We start from the raw sequence: 24,200 nt of genomic DNA on the forward strand, positions 1-24,200 counted from the left end.
TGCATGTATTTTCGGAATAAACAATATATCTAGATAATGAAGATTTCATACAAATGGCTAAAGGAATACGTTGACTTTGACCTTACTCCACAGGAGACGGCGGACGCGCTGACATCTACTGGTTTGGAAGTTGACGCATTGGAAGAGGTTGAAACGATACGTGGCGGACTCAAGGGTCTCTTTGTTGGTAAAGTGTTGACTTGTGAGGCGCACCCTAATTCAGACCATCTTCACGTTACAACCGTAGACTTAGGCAAAGGGGAACCACAGCAAATTGTTTGTGGTGCTCCAAATGTAGCTGCAGGGCAGAAGGTTATTGTAGCTGATCTTGGTTGTGTGCTTTATGATGACGACAAGGAATTTACAATTAAGAAGAGTAAGTTGCGTGGTGTTGAAAGTCTTGGCATGATCTGTGCGGAAGATGAAATAGGTGTCGGTACAGCTCATGATGGAATAATAGTTTTACCAGAAGATGCACCAGTAGGTCAGCCCGCTGCAGAGTATTATCATTTGGACAGCGACTGGCTAATTGATATAGATATCACTGCCAACCGTGCCGATGCTCTTAGTCATTGTGGTGTGGCTCGTGATCTTTACGCTTGGCTCACACAGAACGGCTATAAGACATCGCTTCATCGTCCTAATTGTGATGCCTTTGTAGTTGATAATCATGATCTTCCAATTGAGGTGACTATAGAGAATCCCGAGGCATGTCGCCGCTATGCTTGTTTGAGTATTACTGATTGCGAGGTTAAGGAAAGCCCACAATGGTTGAAAGATAAGTTGAATGTCATTGGTCTGCGCCCCATCAATAACATCGTAGACATTACTAATTATATCATGATGGCCTATGGTCAGCCAATGCACTGTTTTGATGCAGACATGGTGAAGGGTCACCATATCATAGTAAAAGACAATAACGAGGGAAAGAAGTTCGTTACACTTGATGGTGAGGAGCACATTCTAGGTGAGCATGACCTTGCCATTTGTAATGAGGAAGAACCGATGTGTATTGCAGGTGTCTTTGGCGGAAAGGGTAGTGGTACTTATGAGACCACTCGTAATGTTGTACTAGAGAGTGCTTACTTCCATCCTACATGGATACGTAAGAGTGCTCGACGTCATGGGTTATCTACTGATGCTAGCTTCCGTTTTGAGCGTGGCATTGATCCCAATGGCGTTATCTATGCACTCAAGCAAGCTGCTATTCTTTGTAAAGAATTGGCAGGAGGCAAGATAAGTATGGAGATTCGTGATGAGTATCCTACAAAGATGTCCGACTTCCCAGTTCGTTTAAATTATGAGTATTGTGATCGCCTCATTGGTAAGAGACTTGGCAATGATGTTATTAAGCGAATTGCCGAAAGTCTTGAGATGAAGGTGGTGAAGGAAGATGCTGAAGGTTTAGATTTATTGGTTCCAGCCTATCGCGTGGATGTTCAGCGTCCTTGTGATGTTGTCGAGGATATACTTCGTATCTATGGATACAATAATGTAGAGATTCCAACCACATTGAAGTCTTCATTGACGATAGCAGAGGATGCTGATAAAGAGTACCATAAGGAGAATATCATTGGTGAGCAGCTTGTAGGTGAAGGCTTCTTAGAGATTATGAACAACTCTTTGACTAAGGCTTCTTACTATGAGGAGACTGGTTTTAATGCTTATCCTTGGGAAGAAACAGTAAAGGTGATGAATCCACTATCAGCTGACTTGGGGGTAATGCGTCAGACCTTACTCTTTGGTGGTTTGGAGAGCATTGTTCGTAACGTTAATCGTAAGGCACAGAACCTCCGCTTCTTTGAGGTGGGCAATGTCTATAAGTACGTTAAGGAGAAATGGTCAGAAGAAAGCCCAGTAAAAGCTTACGTACAAGATCATCACATTGCCTTATGGGTAACAGGTAAACATATTCAAGGATCATGGGCACATCCAGACGAGGATAGTTCTTTCTATGAGTTGAAGGCATACGTTGAAAATATCCTTCGCCGTATAGGTGTACCACAAGGTTTATTGGTTTGTACTAATTCGGACAATAATGCTTTCGATAAGGCACTTGTCTTGAAGACACGTGCAGGCAAGGCGTTGGTAGAAATGGGAATCGTTAATCATAAGGTTCTGAAGAGTTTTGATATAGAACAGAAGGTTTATTATGCAGAGCTTGATTGGACTGGCTTGATGAAAGCAACTCGCAAGAATAAGTTGCAGTTCCACGAGATTTCTAAGTACCCTGCAGTAAGTCGCGACCTTGCATTATTGGTTGATAATAATGTAGAGTTTGCTCAAATAGAAGAGATAGCACATCAGACAGATAAGAAACAGTTGAAGCGTGTGGAACTCTTCGATGTTTATCAGGGTAAGAACTTACCAGAAGGCAAGAAGAGCTATGCCGTTAACTTCATTCTTCAGGATGAGACAAAGACGCTAAATGATAAGGCTATCGATGCTATCATGCAGAAATTAATTAAGAATTTAACAAATAAACTAGGAGCAGAACTCCGTTAATAAGAAAATCCAATGGGTAGAGCATTTGAATATCGCAAAGCTACTAAGCTCAAGAGATGGGGCCACATGGCTCGCACATTTACAAAGTTAGGTAAGGAAATCGCTATTGCAGTAAAGGCAGGTGGACCAGAGCCTGAAAACAATCCTCGTCTTCGTGCAATTATCGCTACATGTAAGCGTGAGAATATGCCAAAGGATAATATCCAGCGAGCTATCAAGAACGCAATGGGTAAGGATCAAAGCGATTATAAGGAAGTACCATACGAGGGTTATGGTCCTCATGGTATTGCAGTATTTGTTGACACATTGACCGACAATACCACACGTACCGTTGCCGATGTTCGTTCAGTATTCAACAAGTTCAATGGTAACTTGGGTACTCAAGGTTCTTTGAGCTTCCTCTTCGATCACAAAGCAGTCTTCTCATTCAAAAAGAAGGACGGCTTAGATATGGAAGAATTAATTCTCGACTTGATTGACTATGGAGTTGATGATGAGTTTGATGAAGATGAAGAAGAGAATGAGATTACCATCTATGGTGAGCCAACTAGTTTTGGTGACATTCAGAAACATTTAGAGGATAATGGTTTCGAGATAACTTCTGCAGAGTTTACACGTATACCAAACGACTTAAAAGATGTTACTCCTGAACAGCGTGAAACTATAGATAAGATGGTTGAAAGACTTGAAGAGTTTGACGATGTACAGAATGTGTACACTAATATAAAGCCTGCAGAAGAAGAGCAAGAATAAGCATCTTCTTTAATAGGTAATATACTAATATACCAAAGAAGAGGATATGTCTATGGGCATATCCTCTTTTATTATTATGATATTTATAGTTAGTTTAAATGCAAATATCAATAAGCTAAATGATTAAGATTGCCAGTTGCAGTTGTTCTTTATCATCCGGTAATTCGTTCCTAACAATCTATTGTATAGAAAGAAACGCCCTTCTTCATTTAAAGAGGGCGTTTCTTCACATCAAAGGAGGCGTTTCTTTATGATGAAGAGAGCCTTTCCTTGCATCGAAGAAAGCCTTTCTTCATTAAGTCTTAACTATTTTCTGTGAAATTCCTGCACGCATGGAGGGTGAGTAGGGGAGGCTTGGGCATTTAGAATAACACATCCTTAAAGAGCTTCACACGAGCAAGTAGTTCCCTGATATGCGTCAGTTGGGCAAAGAAGTCATGTACATCTTCAGCGTTATAGCCCACTGCGTATATGCCTAAATGGTCTGCCAAGTAAATTGATCGTTGGTTATGCCACTTCTGAGAGATGATGATAATTGAGTCTGCATGATACTCTTCTTGTATGTTACGCATCGATAAGAAGGTGCGATGACCACTGCCATCCATGTGGATAATGTTGGCTGGTATGCCTCTAACAATGAGGTTCTTCTTCATGGCGGAAGGCTCATCATATCCCTTGCGCTTCTCTCCGCTGATGATTAACTGCTTGTATTTATGATTCTTGTAAAGCTCAACAGCAGCATTGATACGTGCTTGGAAGAACAGATTAGGTCCTTCCGAGTAACGGCTCTTGGGACTTGTTCCGAGCAAGATAGCCGTTTTCATCGCAGGTACTTCCGCTGGATTATCGAAGACACGACCCTTCGCATTGTTATTAACAATGATGTTACACGTTGCAATAATTGCTACAACGATGACCAAAAGGGCTGTAACTGTATAGATAACTTTGCGTTTCATAATGTTATTTCCTGCCCTTTAATACATCAAGAGCATCGAAGGAATAGACCATTGTACCACTGGTAAAGGTGGTAGTCTCAATCTTCAGCGAGCGATACTTGCGTAGGCAACTGACGAAAGCGACGGGGTTTTGAACAAAGGCAGAATCTGTTTGTTTGCTAATACCGGGTTTGTAAGTGAATCGCCCGACCTCATCTCCTTGCGCATAAACACGTACATAGTTCGTACTGTCATAGCTATTACCAGCGAACTGTTCGCCATCTCCGAGAATCATACAGGCTTCCAAGCCCAGACGACCAAGTCTCCTCACTCGGATAGTCATGCGGTTAGTGGTCGTAATCTGCGACTTCTTGTTCGAAGCACTTTGTATGGTTGCCAGTGCCGAATCGTTCAGGTAAGTCCAAGCCGACACGTATGTGCCATCGTCACCCTTAGTACTGTCGAGGTTAACAGCAACCATTGTGTCAACCAAAGTGGTATCATAATGCCCCACACCACGCGATGAACACGAGGTGCAGGAAGTAAGAGTTGTTGCTGTTACCAGCGTCAGAAAGGCAACTGGTAACAGCATCATTGATTGAAATCTCATTGTTATTGATTCTAATACTCACCCCACGCCTTGATGTCAATGTCGTTGAGTGAGACATTACAGAAGGCATTGATGAACGCACTTGCCAATCGGCTGTTCGTAATCAATGGTATATTGAGGTCGATGGCGGCACGTCTAATCTTATAACCATTGGTTAGCTCGCGCGGAGTTAAGTCTTTCGGCATGTTGACAACCATGTCGATTTTCTTCTCATGGAGCAAGTCCAAGGCTTGAGGCGAATGTTCCTTATCAGACGGCATGTACACAAGTGTGTTCTCAATACCATTCTCTGTGAGGTACTTAGACGTTCCCACGGTTGCAAAAAGCTCATAGCCGTGTTGCTTCAAGGTCTTTGCTGCATCCAACATCTCGGCTTTCTGCTTCGCACCTCCTGTAGAGAGAAGGATGGTCTTCTTTGGTATTCTCTGTCCAACAGACAGCATACTTTTCAGCAAGGCAGTGGCAGAATCGTCACCAAGACAGCCCACTTCACCCGTTGAACTCATGTCTACACCGAGCACAGGGTCGGCTTTCTGCAATCGATTGAACGAGAATTGAGAAGCCTTAATACCTACATAATCAAGGTCGAAGAGGTTCTTGTTAGGCTTTTCAACAGGTACGCCGAGCATGATCTTAGTAGCGAGATCAATGAAGTTGAGCTTTAGCACTTTACTAACGAACGGGAACGAGCGACTTGCGCGTAGGTTACATTCGATGACAAGGATGTCGTTCTCGCGTGCCATATACTGTATGTTGAATGGTCCGTTGATATGTAGCTTCTTCGCAATCTGGCGACTAATGCGTTTGATACGACGCACGGTTTCAACGTAAAGCTTCTGCGGTGGGAACTGAATCGTTGCGTCTCCAGAGTGTACACCAGCAAACTCTATGTGCTCAGAGATGGCATACGCCATGATTTCTCCATCCTTTGCGACAGCGTCCATTTCGATCTCTTTCGCGTTCTCAATGAACTTACTCACCACAACGGGATGGTCTTCACTGACGTTGGCAGCCAACTGGAGGAATCGAGTCAGCTCATCCTTGTTAGAACAAACATTCATGGCTGCACCCGAGAGGACGTAAGATGGGCGTACAAGAACAGGGAATCCGACACGGTCAACGAACCTGTCTATATCCTCCATACTCGTTAGTGCGCTCCATTCCGGTTGGTTAATTCCGTTCTCGGTAAGCATAGATGAGAACTTTGCACGGTCTTCCGCATTGTCGATGTCCTTAGCTGCCGTACCCAGAATTGGCACGTTCTCTTCATCGAGATACATAGCTAAGTTGTTCGGAATCTGACCTCCCGTTGAGACGATGACACCATGAGGAGTCTCGGCATCAATGATGTCCATGACACGTTCGAACGTCAGTTCATCAAAATAAAGACGGTCGCACATGTCATAGTCAGTCGATACCGTCTCTGGGTTGTAATTGATCATGACGGATCGATACCCATGTCTTCGAATGGTGTTCAATGCCTGTACTCCGCACCAGTCGAACTCAACAGAACTACCAATGCGATAGGCTCCTGAACCCAGAACAATGACTGACTTTCGATCGTTGGAGAACGTTACGTCCGATGCTACTCCTGCATAGGTAACATATAAGTAGTTGGTCTGTGCAGGATATTCGGCAGCCAGTGTGTCAATCTGTTTGACGACTGGAAGGATGCCAAACCCCTTACGCAATCTTCTTACAAGCATCATTGCTTTGTGCATATTAGGGCACTCTTCTTCCAGTCCCACTGCACGAGCTATTTGGAAATCAGTGAATCCGTAGACCTTAGCCTCACGTAGTAACTGCTTGTCGAGGGTGTTGATATTCTTGCGTTTCAGCTCTTCGTCAATGTCAATGATATGCTTTAACTTGTTCAAGAACCATTTGTCAATCTTCGTCAAATCGTGTATCTGATCAACAGTATAGCCCTTGTGCATAGCCTTTGAGATGATGAATACACGCTTGTCGGTTGGTTCGCGCAATGCAGCATCTATGTCTTCAATCTGCAACTCCTTGTTTTCTACAAAGCCATGCATGCCTTGTCCTATCATTCGTAAGCCCTTCTGGATAGCCTCCTCGAAGTTACGACCAATCGCCATAACCTCTCCGACGGACTTCATACTTGACCCCAACTCCTTGTCGACACCACGGAATTTGCTCAAATCCCAGCGTGGTATCTTGCAGACAACATAGTCGAGTGCAGGCTCAAAGAAGGCAGATGTAGTCTTTGTAACAGAGTTCTTCAATTCAAAGAGACCATAGCCCATACCTAATTTAGCTGCCACGAACGCCAAAGGATAGCCTGTTGCCTTACTTGCGAGAGCTGACGAACGAGATAAACGAGCGTTTACCTCGATGACACGATAATCCTCGCTCTGTGGGTCGAAGGCGTATTGAACGTTACACTCACCGATGATTCCGATGTGACGGACAATCTTTATTGATAATGCGCGGAGCTTGTGGTACTCGCTATTAGTCAATGTCTGTGATGGAGCAATTACTATAGATTCACCCGTGTGGATGCCTAATGGATCGAAATTCTCCATGTTACAAACCGTGATACAGTTGTCATATTGGTCACGAACAACCTCATATTCGATTTCTTTCCAGCCCTTGAGACTCTTCTCAACAAGTACTTGAGGAGAGAAGGAAAAGGCTTTCTCACATAAGGTGTTAAGTTCTTCTTCATTGTCAGCAAAGCCACTGCCAAGTCCACCAAGTGCATAGGCAGCACGCACAATGACAGGATAACCCAGCGTCTTAGCCGCTTTGCGTGCTTGAACTATATCCTCGCAAGCCTCGCTCTTGATGGTCTTTACATCAATTTCATCAAGTCTTTCGACGAAGAGTTCGCGGTCTTCCGTATTCATGATGGCTGCAACGGGGGTACCAAGAACTCGTACATTATATTTCTTTAGTACGCCCGTTCGCTCTAATTCTACACCACAGTTTAATGCAGTCTGCCCACCGAAGGACAAGAGAATGCCATCAGGACGCTCCTTCTCAATCACCCTTTCAACAAAATAAGGTTGTACAGGAAGGAAATAGATCTGGTCTGCTACGCCTTCAGAAGTTTGTACCGTTGCAATGTTCGGATTAATGAGAACGGTAGAAACACCTTCTTCTCGCAATGCTTTTAACGCCTGCGAACCAGAGTAATCGAACTCTCCAGCTTCACCTATCTTCAATGCTCCCGATCCGAGAAGCAGTACTTTTTTAATTGAATCGTCTTTCATTATCTTAGTGTTTCTACGAATTTATCAAACATAAAGTATGTATCCACAGGACCAGAGCAAGCCTCCGGATGGAATTGAGAAGTAAACCATGGATTCTCAATGTGACGTATGCCTTCATTGCTGCCATCGTTCATGTTGACGAAAAGTTCAGTCCAATCCTTGTCGAGAGTAGACGCATCAACAGCGTAACCATGGTTCTGGGAGGTGATATAACACTTATTGGTACCAACCATGCGAACTGGTTGGTTGTGTCCACGATGACCATATTTTAACTTATAAATAGTTGCTCCGGCAGCCTTAGATAACAATTGGTTGCCCATGCAAATACCACAGATAGGCTTCTTACTAATGCTCATCTGCTTACGAATCACATTAACGGCTTCGATGCACATATCGGGGTCTCCAGGTCCATTCGCTAGGAAGAGTCCATCGTAGTCCATCGATGTGTAATCATAGTTCCAAGGTACTCGAATGACCTCAACTCCTCTATTGACAAGTGATCGAATGATGTTTGCTTTGACCCCACAGTCTACAAGGATAACCTTCTTGCCAGCACCCTCGTTGTAGTGAATAATCTCTTTCGTGGATACGAGGTCAACGAAGTTTACGCCTTCATAGTTGGCTTCTGGGATGTTATCAGGTTCATCGTCAAAGAGGATCTTACCCATCATCACGCCATGTTCACGCAGTACTTTGGTTAACTCACGAGTATCTATGTCCGTGATACCTGGTACATGTTCACGCTTCAACCAATCGCTTAGGCTCTCCACAGCATTCCAATGGGAGTACTGCTCGGTGTAGTCTGATACGATGATAGCAGACGCATAAATCTTGTCGCTCTCCATAAAGGTTGGGATGCCATTAGCCTCTATTGAGAAGGGTGGCACACCATAGTTTCCCACCAAAGGAAAGGTCATGGTAAGCAGTTGACCAGCATAGGAAGGGTCGGTAAGGCTCTCTGGATAACCCATCATAGCCGTGTTGAAGACTACCTCTCCGGCTACTGGTGCATCGTAGCCAAACGACTTGCCATGGAATTTTGTTCCGTCACTCAGGACTAAAGTTACGTTCCTCATTATTACTTAGTATTGTTGGGTTGATTGTTTTTATTTGTTTCTTTTCTGTGTTATGACAATGAAATAGGGACCTATGGGTTGTGCGACCGATTCATAAAGAAGCCTTGGACGCACAAGCCGTACGTCCCTATCTATTGGAGTCTAGCTCATGTGATGATTAAGATGTTCGTGTTCATAATAGTTGATGAAGTTCTGGTTGACCAGTCTCATACCACCTGGAGTGGGGTAGTCACCCGTGAAATACCAGTCGCCGGGGTGGTTAGGAATGGCGTTATGCAGCCCTTCTATACTTTGGAAAACCAGTTCAACGGGCGTCGTCATACCCTCTGGACGCAGTATTTCAACAATCTTCTGGTTGATTTCCTCAATGGTGAAAGGCTTGTAGATAGCCTTTACTGCATTCTTAATAACTTCCCCCTTAGGTTTAGCAACCTCTTTCTTGCAAGCCTCGTAGACTTCATTAAGAAGATAATCCATCTTTCGCTCCTGTATTAACTCAATCGTTGCACGGAAGACACAGAACTCTTCTGGACGTGGCATGTCTATGCCGTAATAGTCGGGGAAGCGTATCTGTGGGGCACTGGAGACTATGACAATCTTCTTCGGGTGTAGGCGATCAAGGATGTGAAGAATGCTCTCCTTGAGGGTTGTACCTCGAACGATTGAGTCGTCAATGATTACCAAGTTGTCCTTGTTGGGTTCGATACTCTCGTATGTAATATCGTACACATGAGAGGCGAGATCATTACGTGAATTACCCTCAGCAATGAATGTTCTTAGTTTGATATCCTTCCATGCTACCTTCTCAGCGCGTATCCCTTGCTTAAGAATCTGTCGAACATCTTCCTTCGAAGGGTTGCTTCCTAAGGCTGCTATCTGTTCAACCTTTCGATTGTCCATCCATTCTTTGATACCATGAGTAAGCCCATAGAAAGCTACTTCGGCAGTGTTAGGAATGAAAGAGAGAACCGTGTGAGTAGTATCGTAATTGACGGCTTCCAGAACTCGTTCCGTCAGTTGTTGACCAAGTTTCTCACGCTCTTTATAGATGTCTCTGTCCGATCCGCGGGAGAAGTAAATGCGTTCAAATGAACAAGCCGCATAGGTCTTTGGCTCGAGAATCTGTTGTAGGAAGGACTCTCCCCGTTTGTTAACTATGATTGCTTGACCAGGTTTCAACTCTTGTATGTCTTCGCATTCTAGATCGAAAGTAGTCTGTAGGACGGGTCGCTCACTGGCTACTGCTACAATCTCATCGTCCCTATAGTAGAACGCTGGACGTATAGCCCAAGGATCGCGGATAGCGAACATCTCACCCGAACCTGTTTGTCCACAAATGACGTAACCACCATCGAAATGTTCCATGGTAGTCTTTAAGACATTACTTATTTGTATATTTTCTTCAATATAATTTGTGATGTCTCGCTTTGTCAGACCAAGTTTCTGTGCTTCAACGAAGTTACGTTCAACCTCACGATCAAGCCTGTGCCCCATGAGTTCTAATAGAAGATAAGTATCGCTATAGATGCGTGGGCACTGTCCTTGATCAGTCAGTTTCTCAAAGATATCTTCAATGTTTGTCATATTGAAGTTGCCACACATGCAAAGATTCTTAGCCTTCCAGTTATTGCGACGTAGGAAGGGATGGACATAAGAAAGACCACTCTTGCCAGTAGTTGAGTACCGGAGGTGGCCCATATAAAGCTCTCCTGCGAACGGAAGACTTGTTTTTGCAAAAGAGACATCAGCTAATTGCCCCTGTGAGTAGCCTTTGTAATGTCTGTGAACATCGGCGAATATCTCCGCAACAGCATTCTTTCCCTCTGCTCTCTCACGAAACATATACTCGTTACCAGGCTCTGATGCGAGTTTAACAGCCGACAGTCCAGCACCTTCTTGCCCACGGTTATGCTGCTTCTCCATCATCAGATAGAGTTTATTTAACCCATACATCCATGTGCCATACTTCTCCTGATAATACTCTAACGGCTTTAGCAACCTTATCATTGCTACTCCGCAATCTTCATGAATGTTCTTCTCCATTATATAGATGTATTGTCTTTCTTTTGCAATTATTGAATGATAACTAACTTGTTAAGATGCCCATCGCCTGTTATTAGCCTATCCCCATCATCTTAGATGCTGTGTTGAGCTTCCTTAATGATGGTGATTTTGATGAGTTCTATTCTACTGTAACCGACTTAGCCAAGTTACGAGGTTGGTCTACATCTTTGCCTTTGCAAACCGCAATATGGTATGCTAAGAGTTGCAGCGGGATTGTTGCTACAAGTGGCTCTAAGCATTCCATCGTTTCAGGAAGCTCTATCACAGCATCTGCAATATGTGAGATAGTAGTGTCACCTTTGGTTACCAAGGCTATAACTCGCCCTTGTCTCGCCTTTATCTCTTGTATGTTGCTGCGTACTTTCTCATACATCCCGTTCTGCGTCGCGATAGCTACTACAGGCATATCAGAGTCTATCAACGCAATAGGTCCATGTTTCATCTCTGCTGCGGGATAGCCTTCTGCATGAATGTAAGATATCTCTTTGAGCTTTAAAGCCCCTTCCAAGGCTACCGGATAACTGAATCCACGCCCCAAATAGAGGAAGTTCCGAGCATAAGTAAAGGTGCGTGCCATATCAGCGATTTGGTCATTTGCCTTCAACACTTCCTTTATCATATTAGGAATCTCTGCCAGTTCCTTCACCGTCTGCACGTACTCTTCGTGCTTAATAGTGCCTTTGGCGTTTGCTAAAGCGAGTGCGAACATGGTCAAGACAGTGACCTGTCCTGTAAAAGCCTTTGTAGAAGCAACACCAATCTCAGGGCCTACGTGGATGTAAGTTCCTGTATCTGTTGCACGTGGGATGCTCGATCCGATGGCATTGCAAATACCATAGATGAAAGCACCCTTAGCCTTTGCCAGCTCCACAGCTGCTAATGTATCGGCTGTCTCACCACTTTGAGAAATAGCGATGACAACGTCATTCTCATTAACTACTGGGTTGCGATAACGGAACTCACTAGCGTATTCAACCTCTACAGGAATCCTACAGAATGTCTCAATCAGCTGCTTTCCAATGAGTCCTGCATGCCAACTTGTACCACAAGCAACGATGATGATGCGCTTAGCATTAAGTAGTTTGCTACGGTAATCAATCAATGCACTTAACGTAACATGGTCATGTTCTACATTAATTCGCCCACGCATACAGTTCGTTAAACACTCTGGTTGCTCAAAGATCTCCTTTAGCATGAAGTGGTCGTAGCCTCCCTTCTCAATCTGCCCAAGGTTGATATCAACCGTACGAACCTCTGGTGACAACTCTTCGTTGAGGATGTTTACGACCTTCAACTCCTCTCCTAACTTCATTACTGCAATGTTCCCATCATCGAGATAGACCACTTTATCTGTGTACTCGATTATTGGACTTGCATCCGAACCGAGGAAGAATTCGCCATCGCCAATGCCCACTACGAGTGGACTCTGCTTCCTTGCTGCAATGATCGTATCGGGGGTTCGCTTATCCAAGATGGCTATTGCGTATGCACCAATCACCTGATGCAATGCCAGCTGCACTGCTTCTAAGAGGCTAATTGCCTTCTTCTCCTGTATATAGTCAATCAGTTGAACTAACACTTCAGTATCAGTCTCTGACTGAAATTGTATTCCTTTCTCCATCAAGTTATGCTTTATTTCTGCATAGTTCTCGATGATTCCATTGTGAATGATAGCCAGATTCTTCGACTGTGAATAATGCGGATGCGCATTCACAGATGATGGCTCACCATGAGTTGCCCATCGCGTGTGAGCAATACCAATGTTACCAGTGACGTTCTTATCGGCGCAATACTCTTCCAAGTCAGCCACTTTGCCTTTTGTCTTATAGACATCTAGGTTGCCATTATCGTCTATTAGTGCTACACCTGCACTATCATATCCTCTGTATTCAAGGCGTTTTAAGCCCTTTATCAATATCGGGTAAGCCTCACGCTTAGCCCCTATGTATCCTACAATACCACACATTTTACCTTAATCTTTTGTTTTTATGGCAAATGAGAACATCCTCCCATCCACTTCTTTTCAGCTAGTTCCTCCCAAAACTATGATAGATATGGATGTCAAAGAATATTCTCATTTTATATATTTGCCTTTATAATGAAGACAGCAGTCCTCATTTAAGGATAGAATCTTACTTTCTTAACACGTTAACCAATAGTGAAGCTACTGACGTAACGATACCTATGAAAGAGAACCAAATGGTAGTGGAACTACCAATACTAGACGTCTTTGCCTTTACAGAGTTCGGTTGAACGTATAGCACATCATTCTGTTGTAGATAATAATAAGGTGAGTTGATGATGTTAGCATCATTCAGATTCATACGCACGGCATGCTTTTCTCCATGTGCATCCTCACGTATCAACAATATGTTATTACGCTTGCCATATACGCCCAAGTCGCCTGCCTGTGCGATAGCCTCTAGAACGCTAATCTTCTCAGTAGATACTGGAATGACACCAGGCTTACCTACTTCACCCAAGACAGTGATGTGATAACTACTCATACGAACCGATACAACAGGGTTCTCAGTACGTGCAAGGTAAGGTTGAATCTTGCTCTTTATCAAGTCCTCGCATTCGGTCTTTGTTAAGCCAACAACATGTACCTTGCCAATAACAGGGAAGTTGATGAATCCCGAATTGTCTACGAGATAACCCTTAAAAGCCGTTGATGCTTTCTCACCACTTTGTAAGTTAAAGGGTGCGGAAGCCTCTGGATTAGTTGTATTGACAGTGATGGTTAATTCGTCTTTAGGCATGATGCGTGCATCAAATAGCCCTCTTGAAGCAGCAAGACTAATGGAGTCAATGTTTTCAACATAGGTGAATCCCTTGCTAGAACCACATCCCGTCATTGCCATAATCATAGCTACTACTATAAGAGATAAGATGATTTTTTTCATTTAAAAATAGCGTGAAGTCAATTATAAATTATACTTTTCTGCAAAAATACGACTATTTTTCGAGAATTACAAGCGAATGGCTTTTTTTCTCCTAAGCGATGGATAAAATAAAACCGACCATCAATACCATTCTTTCCATAGCCCTTCTATTCTCTTCTTTGTCGATCTCTTTATTCACAGGAGAATCTTTTTTACAATGCAGCAGCCTTACTGTATTGATCGTAAAGCCATTGTTGTTGCTGCTCAATCGTTATGTTGCTGTTGTCTAGTTCGATAGCTCCTTCAGCCTTACGGAGAGGTGAGGTGGCACGGTGCGAATCGATGTAGTCACGTTCTTGAACATTCTTTAATATATCGTCGAAGTTAGCTTCCATACCCTTAGCCTTTAGTTCATCGTAACGCCGTTGGGCTCGAACTTCGGGCGAAGCAGTGACAAATACCTTTAGTTCGGCATTGGGGAAGACCACCGTTCCGATATCTCTTCCATCCATGACAATCCCCTTCTCTGCTCCCATCTGTTGTTGTTGTTCAACAAGGGCAGCACGCACAAAAGGCAATGCGGCGATGACACTGACATGTGAAGACACCTCCATGGTACGGATCTGATTCTCTACATTCTCTCCATTAAGGTAAGTATCAGGGCGTCCAGTAGCCTTATTCAACTTGAAACTAATCTTTATATTCCCCATCTGTGCCCTTAACTCCTCTTCTTTGATGGTGCCATTCGCATGGAATAAACCATTCCGTAAGGCATAGAGAGTTACTGAACGATACATCGCTCCAGTGTCTACATAGATGTAACCAATCCTCTTTGCGAGGTCTTTAGCCATTGTGCTTTTCCCACAGGAGGAGTGCCCGTCAATGGCAATAGTTATTTTCTTCATTTCTTAAAAACGTGTTTTGTTTCGTCTGATCTGTACTACTTTCTTTCGCAGTGAGTGCAAAGTTACTAAAAAAAGTGGTATGCTGATGGCATTAAGTGACATATCTTTTAATTCAAAATTCAAAGTTCATAATTCAAAATTATGATTAGTTCGAGTTGACGAGTGGACAGGTTGACAAGTAAACGAGTTATTTGTTCTGTCGAAAACAATACTATCTATTCCCCTCTCCATTCGGAGAGGGGGCGGGGGTGAGGCTCCTTAAGTAGGGACAGACGCCCTCATCTGTCCGATACAAGATGATTTTCTCAAACAGAAAACATAAGGATATATTATTCTAATAACATATTCCATTCACCCCAAACATCTCATCTGGGCGGATAGACGAGGGCATCTATCCCTACTTTGTAGCATCATCGTTTAATTAAGGAAACGCCCTTTTAAATTTGAAGAGGGCGTTTCTTCATTTCCAAGAGATGCTTTCTTTGGCACAAGGAAACGCCTTCTTCAGTTCAAGGAAACGCCCTCTTCGTTTGTAAACAACGTTATTCTTTTCTCTTTCCATTCGGAGGGATAAAACCATTCCAAGCCTCTTCCAAGGGGAGGATGTGCCTTAATGGGATATTGTTTGGTTGTTATCTCTGTGCGAAAAGTATTATCACAGAATACAGAAACTACGCATAATCCCCCGTCTATCAGCATAAAAACTTGTGGTTCTATATATTACAATGGTTGTTAACGGTTCTTAGTGGACACTATTGAGATATAGGCTTGATAATGATGAATTATTTTTTTGCTGTCACTCCTGTCACTTCTTCGTCTCTTATAATTCGCTGATCACTAAATAGTTGTCGCAAATGTTAAAAGTGACAGCAACTCTATTTAAAACTTAATTATGTATTTGTAGGGTGGGGGAGTATTGGTTTTGCATCGTAAAAAATGAAGAAATAATATGGAGGAAATACTATACCTTCTCATAGCTCAAGTATTTGAAGAAGTGTAAAAATGTGGCGTAATGGACATTTGGTAGGCTGAAACCTCTCGGAATTCTTTTATTTACTACCTTTGCAGCATTTGAAAACCTATGAATAAAAAAACTGTATCTTCTGTAATAGCTCAAATGTTAAAAAGAATGGGCATCAACGTTCTGTTCAGATGTATTCCTGCAAGGATTGTGGTAGACAATTTCAAGGTGGTCTGCGTATAAATAATATTTCTCTATGTAATGACTATCTGACGGCAAATCGAACGATATCTGATCTATCCACTCTTTATAAATGTTCAGAGCGAACCATACGACGTAGGTTGAGCTTAGTGGTAGATAGCTTTACTGCTACTTACCCCAAATCTGCAGTAATAATATTGGATACAACATACTTTTCCAGGACATTTGGTGTGATGCTTTTTCAGGATGCTTCATCAGGCAAAATACTCTATCGCAAGTTTGTCAAAAACGAAACTAACAGAGATTATCTTGATGGACTTTGGTATATTGCGGAACGTGGAACTATGATAAAAGCAGTGGTGTGTGATGGGCATATAGGACTTTTACAAGCTATAAGTTTCTGTCCCGTACAAATGTGTCAATTTCACCAATTTCAGATAGTTAGAAGACTCCTTACTAACAACCCACATTTGCCTGCAGGCGTTGAACTATTGGCATTAATGAGAAGGATGTTCTATATGAAAAAAGAAGAGTTTATAACCGCTTTTGATAAATGGTGTGATAAATGGAAAGAGTTCCTAAATGAACGAACTCTCCTAATCTCGGGTAAGACAACTTATACACACAGAAGACTGAGAACGGCAAGACGTTCTATTAAGACACATCTGCCATGGCTCTATACGTGCGAGCAGCATCCAGATATACAAATACCTAATACAACAAACCTGTTGGAAGGATTTAACTCACAACTTAAAAGAGCACTGCATAATCATAATGGATTGAATGAAGCTAACAAGAAGATGTTTATAGATGGATTCATAAATACAAAAAAGAGGGTGTGTCAAAATAGCCACACACTCTTTTTTATGCACAAAGCCCCGACTTTCTCAAGCCAGGGCTTTGCTATTTCCTAAAGTTTTTGTACCTTTAGGCATACAAAAAAATCTCATTATGACAAATGTACACTTTCGTTCTTACATACACAAGAAAATGATTCTTTTTCCTCAAAGAATCGATAAGGACATCGCAGAAGATGATCCTGTTCGTCTTTTAGACGCCTTGGTGGATAATCTTATGTTGGATAATGTCTACAAGCTTTATAAGCCCAGTGGTCGCAAGCCTTATCATCCACAAATGATGCTCAAGGTGATTCTTTACGCCTATATGAATAATATCTATTCCTGCCGTCGTATAGAGTCGCTTCTCAAGCGTGACATTCATTTCATCTATCTGGCAGGATATGAGCAGCCTGATTTTATTACCATCAATCGTTTTCGTAATCGTGTGAAAAAGGAAATCAACAATATCTTCACACAAGTGGTATTAGTACTTGCAGCCAAAGGTTTGATAAGTCTTGACGTTGAATATATTGACGGCACAAAAATAGAATCGAAAGCCAACAAGTATACCTTCGTTTGGAAGAGAACCGTGGAAAAGAACCGCGCCAAGTTGCAGGAACAAATACGCACACTCTTGCTTCAGGTTGATGATGTCATAGCGCAGGACAATGCCGCTAAGACAGAAGGTGTCGAGTTTACTGCAGCTCTGCTCGATGAGATATCCGAGGAATTGAACAAGTCTTTGGAATCATCCCCTGAGCCTAAGACAAAAGAAGAGAAGCAGGCTGTTAGAACCAAGAAAAAACAGCTTAAAGAGCTTGAGAAGAAACGTAATAAACTCCAAGAGTATGACCAACACCTTGAGATTATGGGGGAGAGAAACTCCTACAGCAAGACCGACCCTAATGCCACGTTTATGCACATGAAGGAGGATGCTATGCAGAACGGACAGACTAAGCCTGGATATAATCTGCAGATAGCAACTGAGAACCAGTTTATCACCAACTTTGCACTCTATGCTAACCGTACAGACACGCTCGCACTTCCTTCTTTCTTGGAGTCTTTCAAATTACGCTATCATCGTTATGCCAAGACAGTCGTAGCCGATTCAGAGTATGGCTCCGAGGAGAACTATCTGTTCATGGACGTACATAATATGGAAGCCTATGTGAAGTATAATTACTTCCATAAAGAGCAGCGTCCACGCTACACACCTAACCCATTCAGTCCTGCAAGCCTTTATTACAATAAGGAACAGGATTTCTACGTCTGCCCTATGGGACAGCATATGAAGCGTATAGGCATGAAGCGTTCCCTAACCTCTAATGGATTCGTTACTTACAGTGTACGTTATCAGGCAGAACGCTGTGATGGTTGTCCGTTGAGAGGCTCATGTTTTAAGGCAAGAGGGAACAGAATTATAGAAGTAAACCACCAACTACAGTACTATAAACAAAAGGCACGGGAACTACTGACCTCGGAAGAAGGCATCAAGCATCGAGGACGAAGGTGCATAGAACCTGAAGCTGTTTTTGGACAAACAAAATACAATAAAGCCTACAAGAGGTTTAGGCATTTTGGAAAAGACAAGGTCAATATGGATTTTGCCTTCTTTGCTATTGCCTTTAACATAGGAAAAATGTGCAAAAAAAATAATCTCAAGGAGCTAAAAGCTATTATGGAGGTACTTTTAGTCACCTTCAGATGCTCTATAGAAGTTTATATAAGCTATTGGAAGCCCAACAAATCATTTTATATGAAATTAGCGGCATAGCTGCAGTAAATAACGAATTATGCGGTAGATGAAGTAAAGAGGAGTAGAAAAGAGGATGTGTCCATTTTGACACACCCTCCAAATGTCCGTTACTAAAACCCGAGAGGTTTTCAGCCTACCAAATGTCCATTACGCCTACTACTACTATTATTGCCTTAGTAGTCTGTTATTGTGTACCTTAATTCTTTGTCATGTACGCCTTTTTGCTTACCTTTGTCAACTGATTAGACTATTACAGATACATTATTAAGTAATAAAGATGAAGCAGATAAAATCATTACTCCTCATTATGTCGGCTGGAGTTGTTCTCTCTTCTTGTATTAAAGAAGAGGCTTTAAACGCAGAGGCAGACATTAATAATATTACAGTCGATGGTGTGGAACTGATCCGTAAACCGGTTATAACGAATAATGCCATCCAACTCTATGTCAACGGATGGGCTGATGTTACGCATCTTGCACCCGTGTTTAACCTGACAGAAGGTGCAACAATTGAACCAAAGGATAGTACGGTTCGCGACTTCACACAGCCCCAGCAATATGTTGTGACATCGCAGGATGGGCAATGGAAGAAGACTTACACCGTCTCTTTCATTGCTAACGACGACATTGCAACAGCCTATCATTTTGAATCCCTAAAGGTAGATAACACCGTTAGTTATGATACCTTTGTCGACAAAACACCTGATGGTAATACCTTCGAGTGGGCGAGTGGCAATAGTGGAGTATCGTTTGTTCTGTCGGGAAAAGGGGCTAAAGACTATCCAACATGCCAATCCGATGATGGTTATAAAGGGAAGTGTCTCAAGCTGACAACCATCAGTACAGGAGCATTGGGGGCTATGTTTGGTTCGCCAATAGCTGCTGGTAACTTGTTCACAGGCTCCTTTGAACTTAATTTCGGCGACACTGGAAAGTCCACCCACTTTGGTGTTCCATTCCGCAAAACGCCTCTTGCACTTGTAGGATACTATAAGTATAAAGCTGGAACGAAGTTTACTGATAAGAAGCAGAAAGAGATTAAGGACAGAAAAGACGACTTCGCGCTTTATGCCGTGCTGTTTGAAACGGGCGATGGAGTGGAGTATTTGGATGGTCATAACTCACTGACAAGTGATCGCATCGTGCTTAAAGCCGAGCTTGGTGATCGTAAAGAAACGGACGAATGGATACGCTTTACCATTCCTTTCAAGGCTGTTGATGGTAGGACGATAGATGCTGATAAGTTGAAGGCAGGCAAATACAGTCTTGCAATCATTATGTCATCAAGTAAAGACGGAGCAAAGTTTGAAGGTGCTGTTGGTAGTACGCTCTATGTGGACGAATTAGAGTTATACTCTAAATAAGCTGTCATATAGATACCTACAAGATAATATTAAAGGATAAACTTAAATGTGTTTTGCATTAAAATGAATATACGTGTAATAGCAATCGCAGTCGTTAGCTTGGGCTGTAGTATCAGTCTTTTCGCACAGACCGACCGCACAGAAGCATTAGAATCAGCCGATCAGAACGGGTGGGAATATGAGTTGAAAACAGGTGTAAACATTGGTGGCTCTGCTCCACTCCCTATGCCCGTTGAGATAAGAAAGATAACTAGTTACAACCCACGATTCAATGGGACGATTGAAGGAACAGCCACTAAATGGTTGGGGAAAGACCATCGTTGGGGCGTGTCAGTGGGTTTGAAGTTTGAAGAAAAGGGTATGCTGACGGATGCGAGAGTAAAGAATTACAAGACAGAGATCGTTAATGAGGGTAGTCATGTTGCTGGTTATTGGACGGGGGATGTGCAGACTGACTATCACTCAACGCTCCTTACCATCCCAGTTATGGCTAATTACCGCATTAGCGATAGGTGGAAAGTGCGTGCGGGAGTCTATTCTTCCATCAAACTGGATGGTAATTTCTCTGGACATGTTAGTAATGGTTACCTCAGAGAGAGTACTCCTGTTGGGCAAAAGCTTAGTTTCGAAGAGGGTAAGACAGCCTTTTACGATTTCTCTTCATCGCTTCGCTCGTTCCATTGTGGAGCCCAAGTGGGTGCAACGTGGCGTGCCTTTAGTCACTTTACGGTCAATGCCGATATGACATGGGCAGCGAATGGTATCTTCAAAAAGGACTTTAATACCATTAGTTTCAAGCTATATCCAATCTATCTGAACATCGGTTTCGGCTATCGTTTTTAGGCTTGTTTAAGACAGAGCAACATAAGAGAATGGCGTTCAATAACAGATGTTCTTTAATTCAAAATTCAAAGTTCATAATTCAAAATTATGATTAGGTAGAGTTGACGAGTGGACAGGTTGACAAGTAAACAAGTTATTAGTTCTATTTGAAGTGATAGAGAATTTGTAGGGACAGATACCCTCATCTGTCTGCCAAGACACAGCCGAGTAAAGCCTCCCCAAGCCCCTCTTTAGGATGGAATGTTGCCTAACGGGATGCCATGTAAGTGCAAACGGGCGGACAGATGAGGGTGTCTGTTCCTACTTGTGGCGTCTTTTCCTATGGGACAAATCACTTGTTTACTCGCCGTCTTAACAATTTGTTAACTCTACCTAATTGCCATCTTGAATTGTGAACTATGGATCTTAAATTCAAAGAGGGCGTTTCTTCCTATCGAAGAGACGCCCTCTTCATTGCAAGGAAACGCCCTCTTCGATTGGAAGAAGGCGTTTCTTTAATTAATGATAATGCCAACCTGTAGGGACGGACGCCCTCGTCTGGAAACCCCTTCCAGCCTTCCCCAAGGGGAGGAGTGCCTAACGGAAGTCAGTTAGGATTAGTATTTTTGATTGAGGATGACACCACAAAGTAGGGACAGACGCCCTCGTCTGTCCGCATAGGGGAAGCTGCTTGTAATGTAAGGTGGAATATTGGAGCGGACAGACGAGGGCGTCTGTCCCTACTTAAGGAGCCTCACCCCCATCCCCTCTCCGAATGTTAAAACCCCACCCAGCCTCCCCCAAGGGGAGGAGCGCCTAACGGGAGCTAATTAGGAAAAAGTTTCTTTAATTCAAAGGGGGCGTTTCTTCACATCGAAGAGACGCCCTCTTCATTGCAAAGAAACGCCCTCTTCAAATGGAGAAAGGCGTTTCCTTGTTTTCATTCCTGCTGTTCCTGCTAACGAAGCATCACCTCGTTACACACCAAACAACATCCCCTAATTAGCTTCCGTTAGGCATTCTTCCCCTATTGGGGGGAGCTGGAGAAGGTTTGCCGGGCTTCTCCAGAGAAGCAGGGTGGGGCTATCTTTTCCCTAAAGTGGCTTTGCCAATGTCAACATCAATAGCCAATCGGTCTCTTGGATGTTGTATTTTTCTAATAGCTCTGCATCATTCTTGAACTCATTCAATAACTGGTCACGATCTTTGTTGCCCTTTGTTATCCAATTACGGAACAACTCGGCAGCCTGTTGAACATTCCCTTTTGCCCATTGACAATAGCCCGCATTGAGGTAATCTTCCGTTGTTGGCGATGCTTCCAATAATGTGTTATAGAGTTGTTCGGCCTTATCAAGGCTCTTCTCCATAAGCATTGCCCATGCAAAAACGCGTTTCACGTTCATGTCGTCGGGGTATTGATAATCCAATCGGAATAACTCTTCTCGCACTTCAGATGATTTCCCCAGTTTCAAAAGAGCGACACTACGATTCAAAGCAAAGCTTTTATTCTCAGCATCCAATCGTAGTAATTGAGCATAAGTCTGCTCTGCAGTCTCGTAGTCTTCGCAGTCCAGTGCTGCACGAGCCAGTCCTTTCAATGCCCATTCATTGGTTGGATCATTCTCTAAAGCCTTACTGAAGAACTCGTAAGCAGTGTCCGGTCTGCCCAAATGGATGTTTGTGTAGCCCACAAGAATATTGTATCTCGGGTCGTCACTATAGAAGGTACTGAGCAATTCGATTAGTTTCCTGTATTGGTGATGATTATAGAGGTGCAATGCTAAACGCAGCTTCATCGCATCGAGTCCAGTACCCATAAAGGACTTATAGATAAAGAAGAAGGTATCGGCAACGAAGTCTCCTTTGCCGTTATCTTCGAATGGGTTGATGAGATCCTGGGCTGTTTTGTAGAGCCGAAAGAAGCGATATAGATCCTGAATGTACGCTCGGCGAATGTTAGCAGCATCCTCTTTCTCATCGAAGGAACCGAGCGGACCGAATGCAGAATCAGTCCCCATCATCTCTTTAATGTTACTTGGTAACTGGCTTATTACTCGCTCCATAGCGATCACAAGAGAGTACTTGTCGGAGTCACATAGGCTCCCCTTATTCACGAGAACATCGAGGAACTTCGAATCACCTAACGCCTTTAAGGCAGGGCGAAGAGCTGGGTTTTCAATATAAAATGGTGTGAACCAGTTGACCAGATCACCGAAGAAAGGGAAGCTTTTCATCTGTCGGAACCCACCAAAGTAGATGTCTGATCCTTGCTTCTGCATGTCCATCATCTTCTTAACCTGCTCCTCCATCTGTTCCATGCGTTTGTCTTCTGCATCTTGATGGAGGATGTTCTCGAGTTGATCCTCCTCTTTCTCGACAATGCCAAGACGCCCAACAGTAAGGTTAGAGTTGCGTATGATGCCTGGCATAATATCCCTTTGAATCTTGTCGTTATCCTTTTCTGTGTCCTGACTATAGAACAGTTGGATTTGTAAAGAGAGTAGGTCGCATGTCACGTTAGCATCAGTACAAAGCTGTTTGATGATGTTGTCCTGTTCTGGGAATATATCCATTCCTTCAAAGACTGATAATACCCAACCCACGAGCGCACGCTGACGAACATGGCTATCGTTAGTTTGCTGATAGACTGTTGTGAGTGTTTTGAACTTGTTGATATCGAATTGGTTCATCGCACTCAACGTGATGGCACTGACGAGGAGTTGCTGATCAGTGGATATGACAGTAGGTGAGGTCAGTAGTTGGGAATAGAACTGATAATCCTCTTCTGTCCATTGGCACGATGTGAATAAAGCATTGAAAAGCCTGTTTATGAACAGCTGATGACGATCGTAGAGTTCGTTTTCTTTGTCTTTGGGGGTGGTCTCTGACTGCAAAGATAACATAGCTAAATCGGAGACAAAGGACTCTAAGACGGTGCGAATGAAGTCATGGCTGGTATTGAGATGGTTGCTAATTCGAAAGGCATCGATATATGCTGGGACATGCTTGCAACGCCAACCAATCTCCAAATTAGTGGTTACACGATAGAGACGTTGGAGCAATGAGGCGTAGAGCGAGGCGCGTTGACTGTCGATAAGTCCCCTTCCCATGTAGTCAACCATCAGTTGATAATCACGCTTGACAGCCTCAAATTCATCGCTACCCATCAGTGATGGACGTTGTAAGAAGAGCTGATTTAATACTTCAATAGCATTGTCCAATCGCTTATCCATCAGCTCATTTATAGTCTTACTAAGTATTTCTTCTACGTTCACCGTGCTGTTTCTTT

Annotated in this window: 14 protein-coding genes and 2 pseudogenes; 7 read left to right on the forward strand and 9 right to left on the reverse strand. The window is 43.1% G+C overall.

Annotation, left to right across the window (positions count from 1 at the left end):
* The first annotated feature begins 36 nt into the window (after positions 1-36).
* Positions 37-2,505 (forward strand): phenylalanine--tRNA ligase subunit beta, encoded by a 2,469-nt coding sequence (gene pheT / locus J5A55_RS11125; protein ID WP_004381770.1) that lies wholly within the window; start codon positions 37-39, stop codon positions 2,503-2,505.
* Between the two features lie 12 nt (positions 2,506-2,517).
* The gene (locus J5A55_RS11130; RefSeq protein ID WP_004381769.1) at positions 2,518-3,258 is read left to right on the forward strand and encodes a YebC/PmpR family DNA-binding transcriptional regulator; all 741 of its coding nucleotides are present in this window, start codon (positions 2,518-2,520) and stop codon (positions 3,256-3,258) included.
* 362 nt (positions 3,259-3,620) lie between these two features.
* Here J5A55_RS11130 and J5A55_RS11135 read toward each other — a convergent pair whose 3' ends face one another.
* The 8 genes from J5A55_RS11135 to cmk all read right to left on the reverse strand — a co-directional run bounded on the left by J5A55_RS11135 (position 3,621) and on the right by cmk (position 14,969).
* On the reverse strand, positions 3,621-4,214 hold the full coding sequence (locus J5A55_RS11135) for a SanA/YdcF family protein (protein ID WP_004381767.1): 594 nt from the start codon (positions 4,212-4,214) through the stop codon (positions 3,621-3,623).
* A gap of 4 nt (positions 4,215-4,218) precedes the next feature.
* Positions 4,219-4,803, reverse strand: a complete 585-nt coding sequence (locus J5A55_RS11140) for a hypothetical protein (RefSeq protein WP_039850858.1) — start codon at positions 4,801-4,803, stop codon at positions 4,219-4,221.
* Positions 4,804-4,814: 11 nt separating this feature from the next.
* Entirely contained in the window at positions 4,815-8,039 is a 3,225-nt protein-coding gene (carB, locus tag J5A55_RS11145) for a carbamoyl-phosphate synthase (glutamine-hydrolyzing) large subunit (RefSeq protein ID WP_004381765.1), read from the reverse strand.
* Entirely contained in the window at positions 8,039-9,115 is a 1,077-nt protein-coding gene (gene carA, locus J5A55_RS11150; RefSeq protein WP_004381764.1) for a glutamine-hydrolyzing carbamoyl-phosphate synthase small subunit, read from the reverse strand. The genes carB and carA overlap by 1 nt, the downstream gene beginning before the upstream one ends.
* Positions 9,116-9,256: 141 nt before the next feature.
* Positions 9,257-11,158 carry an amidophosphoribosyltransferase gene (locus tag J5A55_RS11155; RefSeq protein WP_004381763.1) on the reverse strand — a complete coding sequence of 634 codons (1,902 nt, stop codon included), beginning with the start codon at positions 11,156-11,158 and terminating at the stop codon, positions 9,257-9,259.
* A 139-nt stretch (positions 11,159-11,297) separates the two neighbouring features.
* Positions 11,298-13,145 carry a glutamine--fructose-6-phosphate transaminase (isomerizing) gene (glmS, locus tag J5A55_RS11160; RefSeq protein WP_004381762.1) on the reverse strand — a complete coding sequence of 616 codons (1,848 nt, stop codon included), beginning with the start codon at positions 13,143-13,145 and terminating at the stop codon, positions 11,298-11,300.
* Between the two features lie 166 nt (positions 13,146-13,311).
* Positions 13,312-14,085: a polysaccharide biosynthesis/export family protein gene (locus J5A55_RS11165; RefSeq protein WP_004381761.1), complete on the reverse strand. Its 774-nt coding sequence runs from the start codon at positions 14,083-14,085 to the stop codon at positions 13,312-13,314.
* Positions 14,086-14,276: 191 nt separating this feature from the next.
* Positions 14,277-14,969, reverse strand: coding sequence for a (d)CMP kinase (gene cmk / locus J5A55_RS11170; RefSeq protein WP_004381760.1), 693 nt, complete (start codon positions 14,967-14,969; stop codon positions 14,277-14,279).
* A 1,098-nt stretch (positions 14,970-16,067) separates the two neighbouring features.
* Between cmk and J5A55_RS12610 the strand changes: the two are divergent.
* The 5 genes and pseudogenes from J5A55_RS12610 to J5A55_RS11190 all read left to right on the forward strand — a co-directional run.
* A pseudogene (locus J5A55_RS12610) lies at positions 16,068-16,115 on the forward strand (hypothetical protein); the annotation flags it as partial.
* Between the two features lie 6 nt (positions 16,116-16,121).
* Positions 16,122-16,964 (forward strand): annotated as a pseudogene (locus J5A55_RS11175) (IS256 family transposase, variant Zn-binding type); the annotation flags it as partial.
* 118 nt (positions 16,965-17,082) lie between these two features.
* A complete protein-coding gene (locus J5A55_RS11180; protein ID WP_211802946.1) occupies positions 17,083-18,744 on the forward strand; it encodes an IS1182 family transposase in 1,662 nt (553 codons plus the stop codon).
* 259 nt (positions 18,745-19,003) lie between these two features.
* Positions 19,004-20,089: a PCMD domain-containing protein gene (locus J5A55_RS11185; protein ID WP_004382250.1), complete on the forward strand. Its 1,086-nt coding sequence runs from the start codon at positions 19,004-19,006 to the stop codon at positions 20,087-20,089.
* A 63-nt stretch (positions 20,090-20,152) separates the two neighbouring features.
* Positions 20,153-20,932 carry a porin family protein gene (locus J5A55_RS11190; protein ID WP_004382249.1) on the forward strand — a complete coding sequence of 260 codons (780 nt, stop codon included), beginning with the start codon at positions 20,153-20,155 and terminating at the stop codon, positions 20,930-20,932.
* Between the two features lie 1,073 nt (positions 20,933-22,005).
* Here the strand turns inward: J5A55_RS11190 and J5A55_RS11195 are convergent.
* On the reverse strand, positions 22,006-24,186 hold the full coding sequence (locus J5A55_RS11195) for a tetratricopeptide repeat protein (protein WP_004382244.1): 2,181 nt from the start codon (positions 24,184-24,186) through the stop codon (positions 22,006-22,008).
* Between the last annotated feature and the right edge of the window lie 14 nt (positions 24,187-24,200).

The organism is Prevotella veroralis, from assembly GCF_018127765.1.
Classification (GTDB): Bacteria; Bacteroidota; Bacteroidia; order Bacteroidales; family Bacteroidaceae; genus Prevotella; species Prevotella veroralis.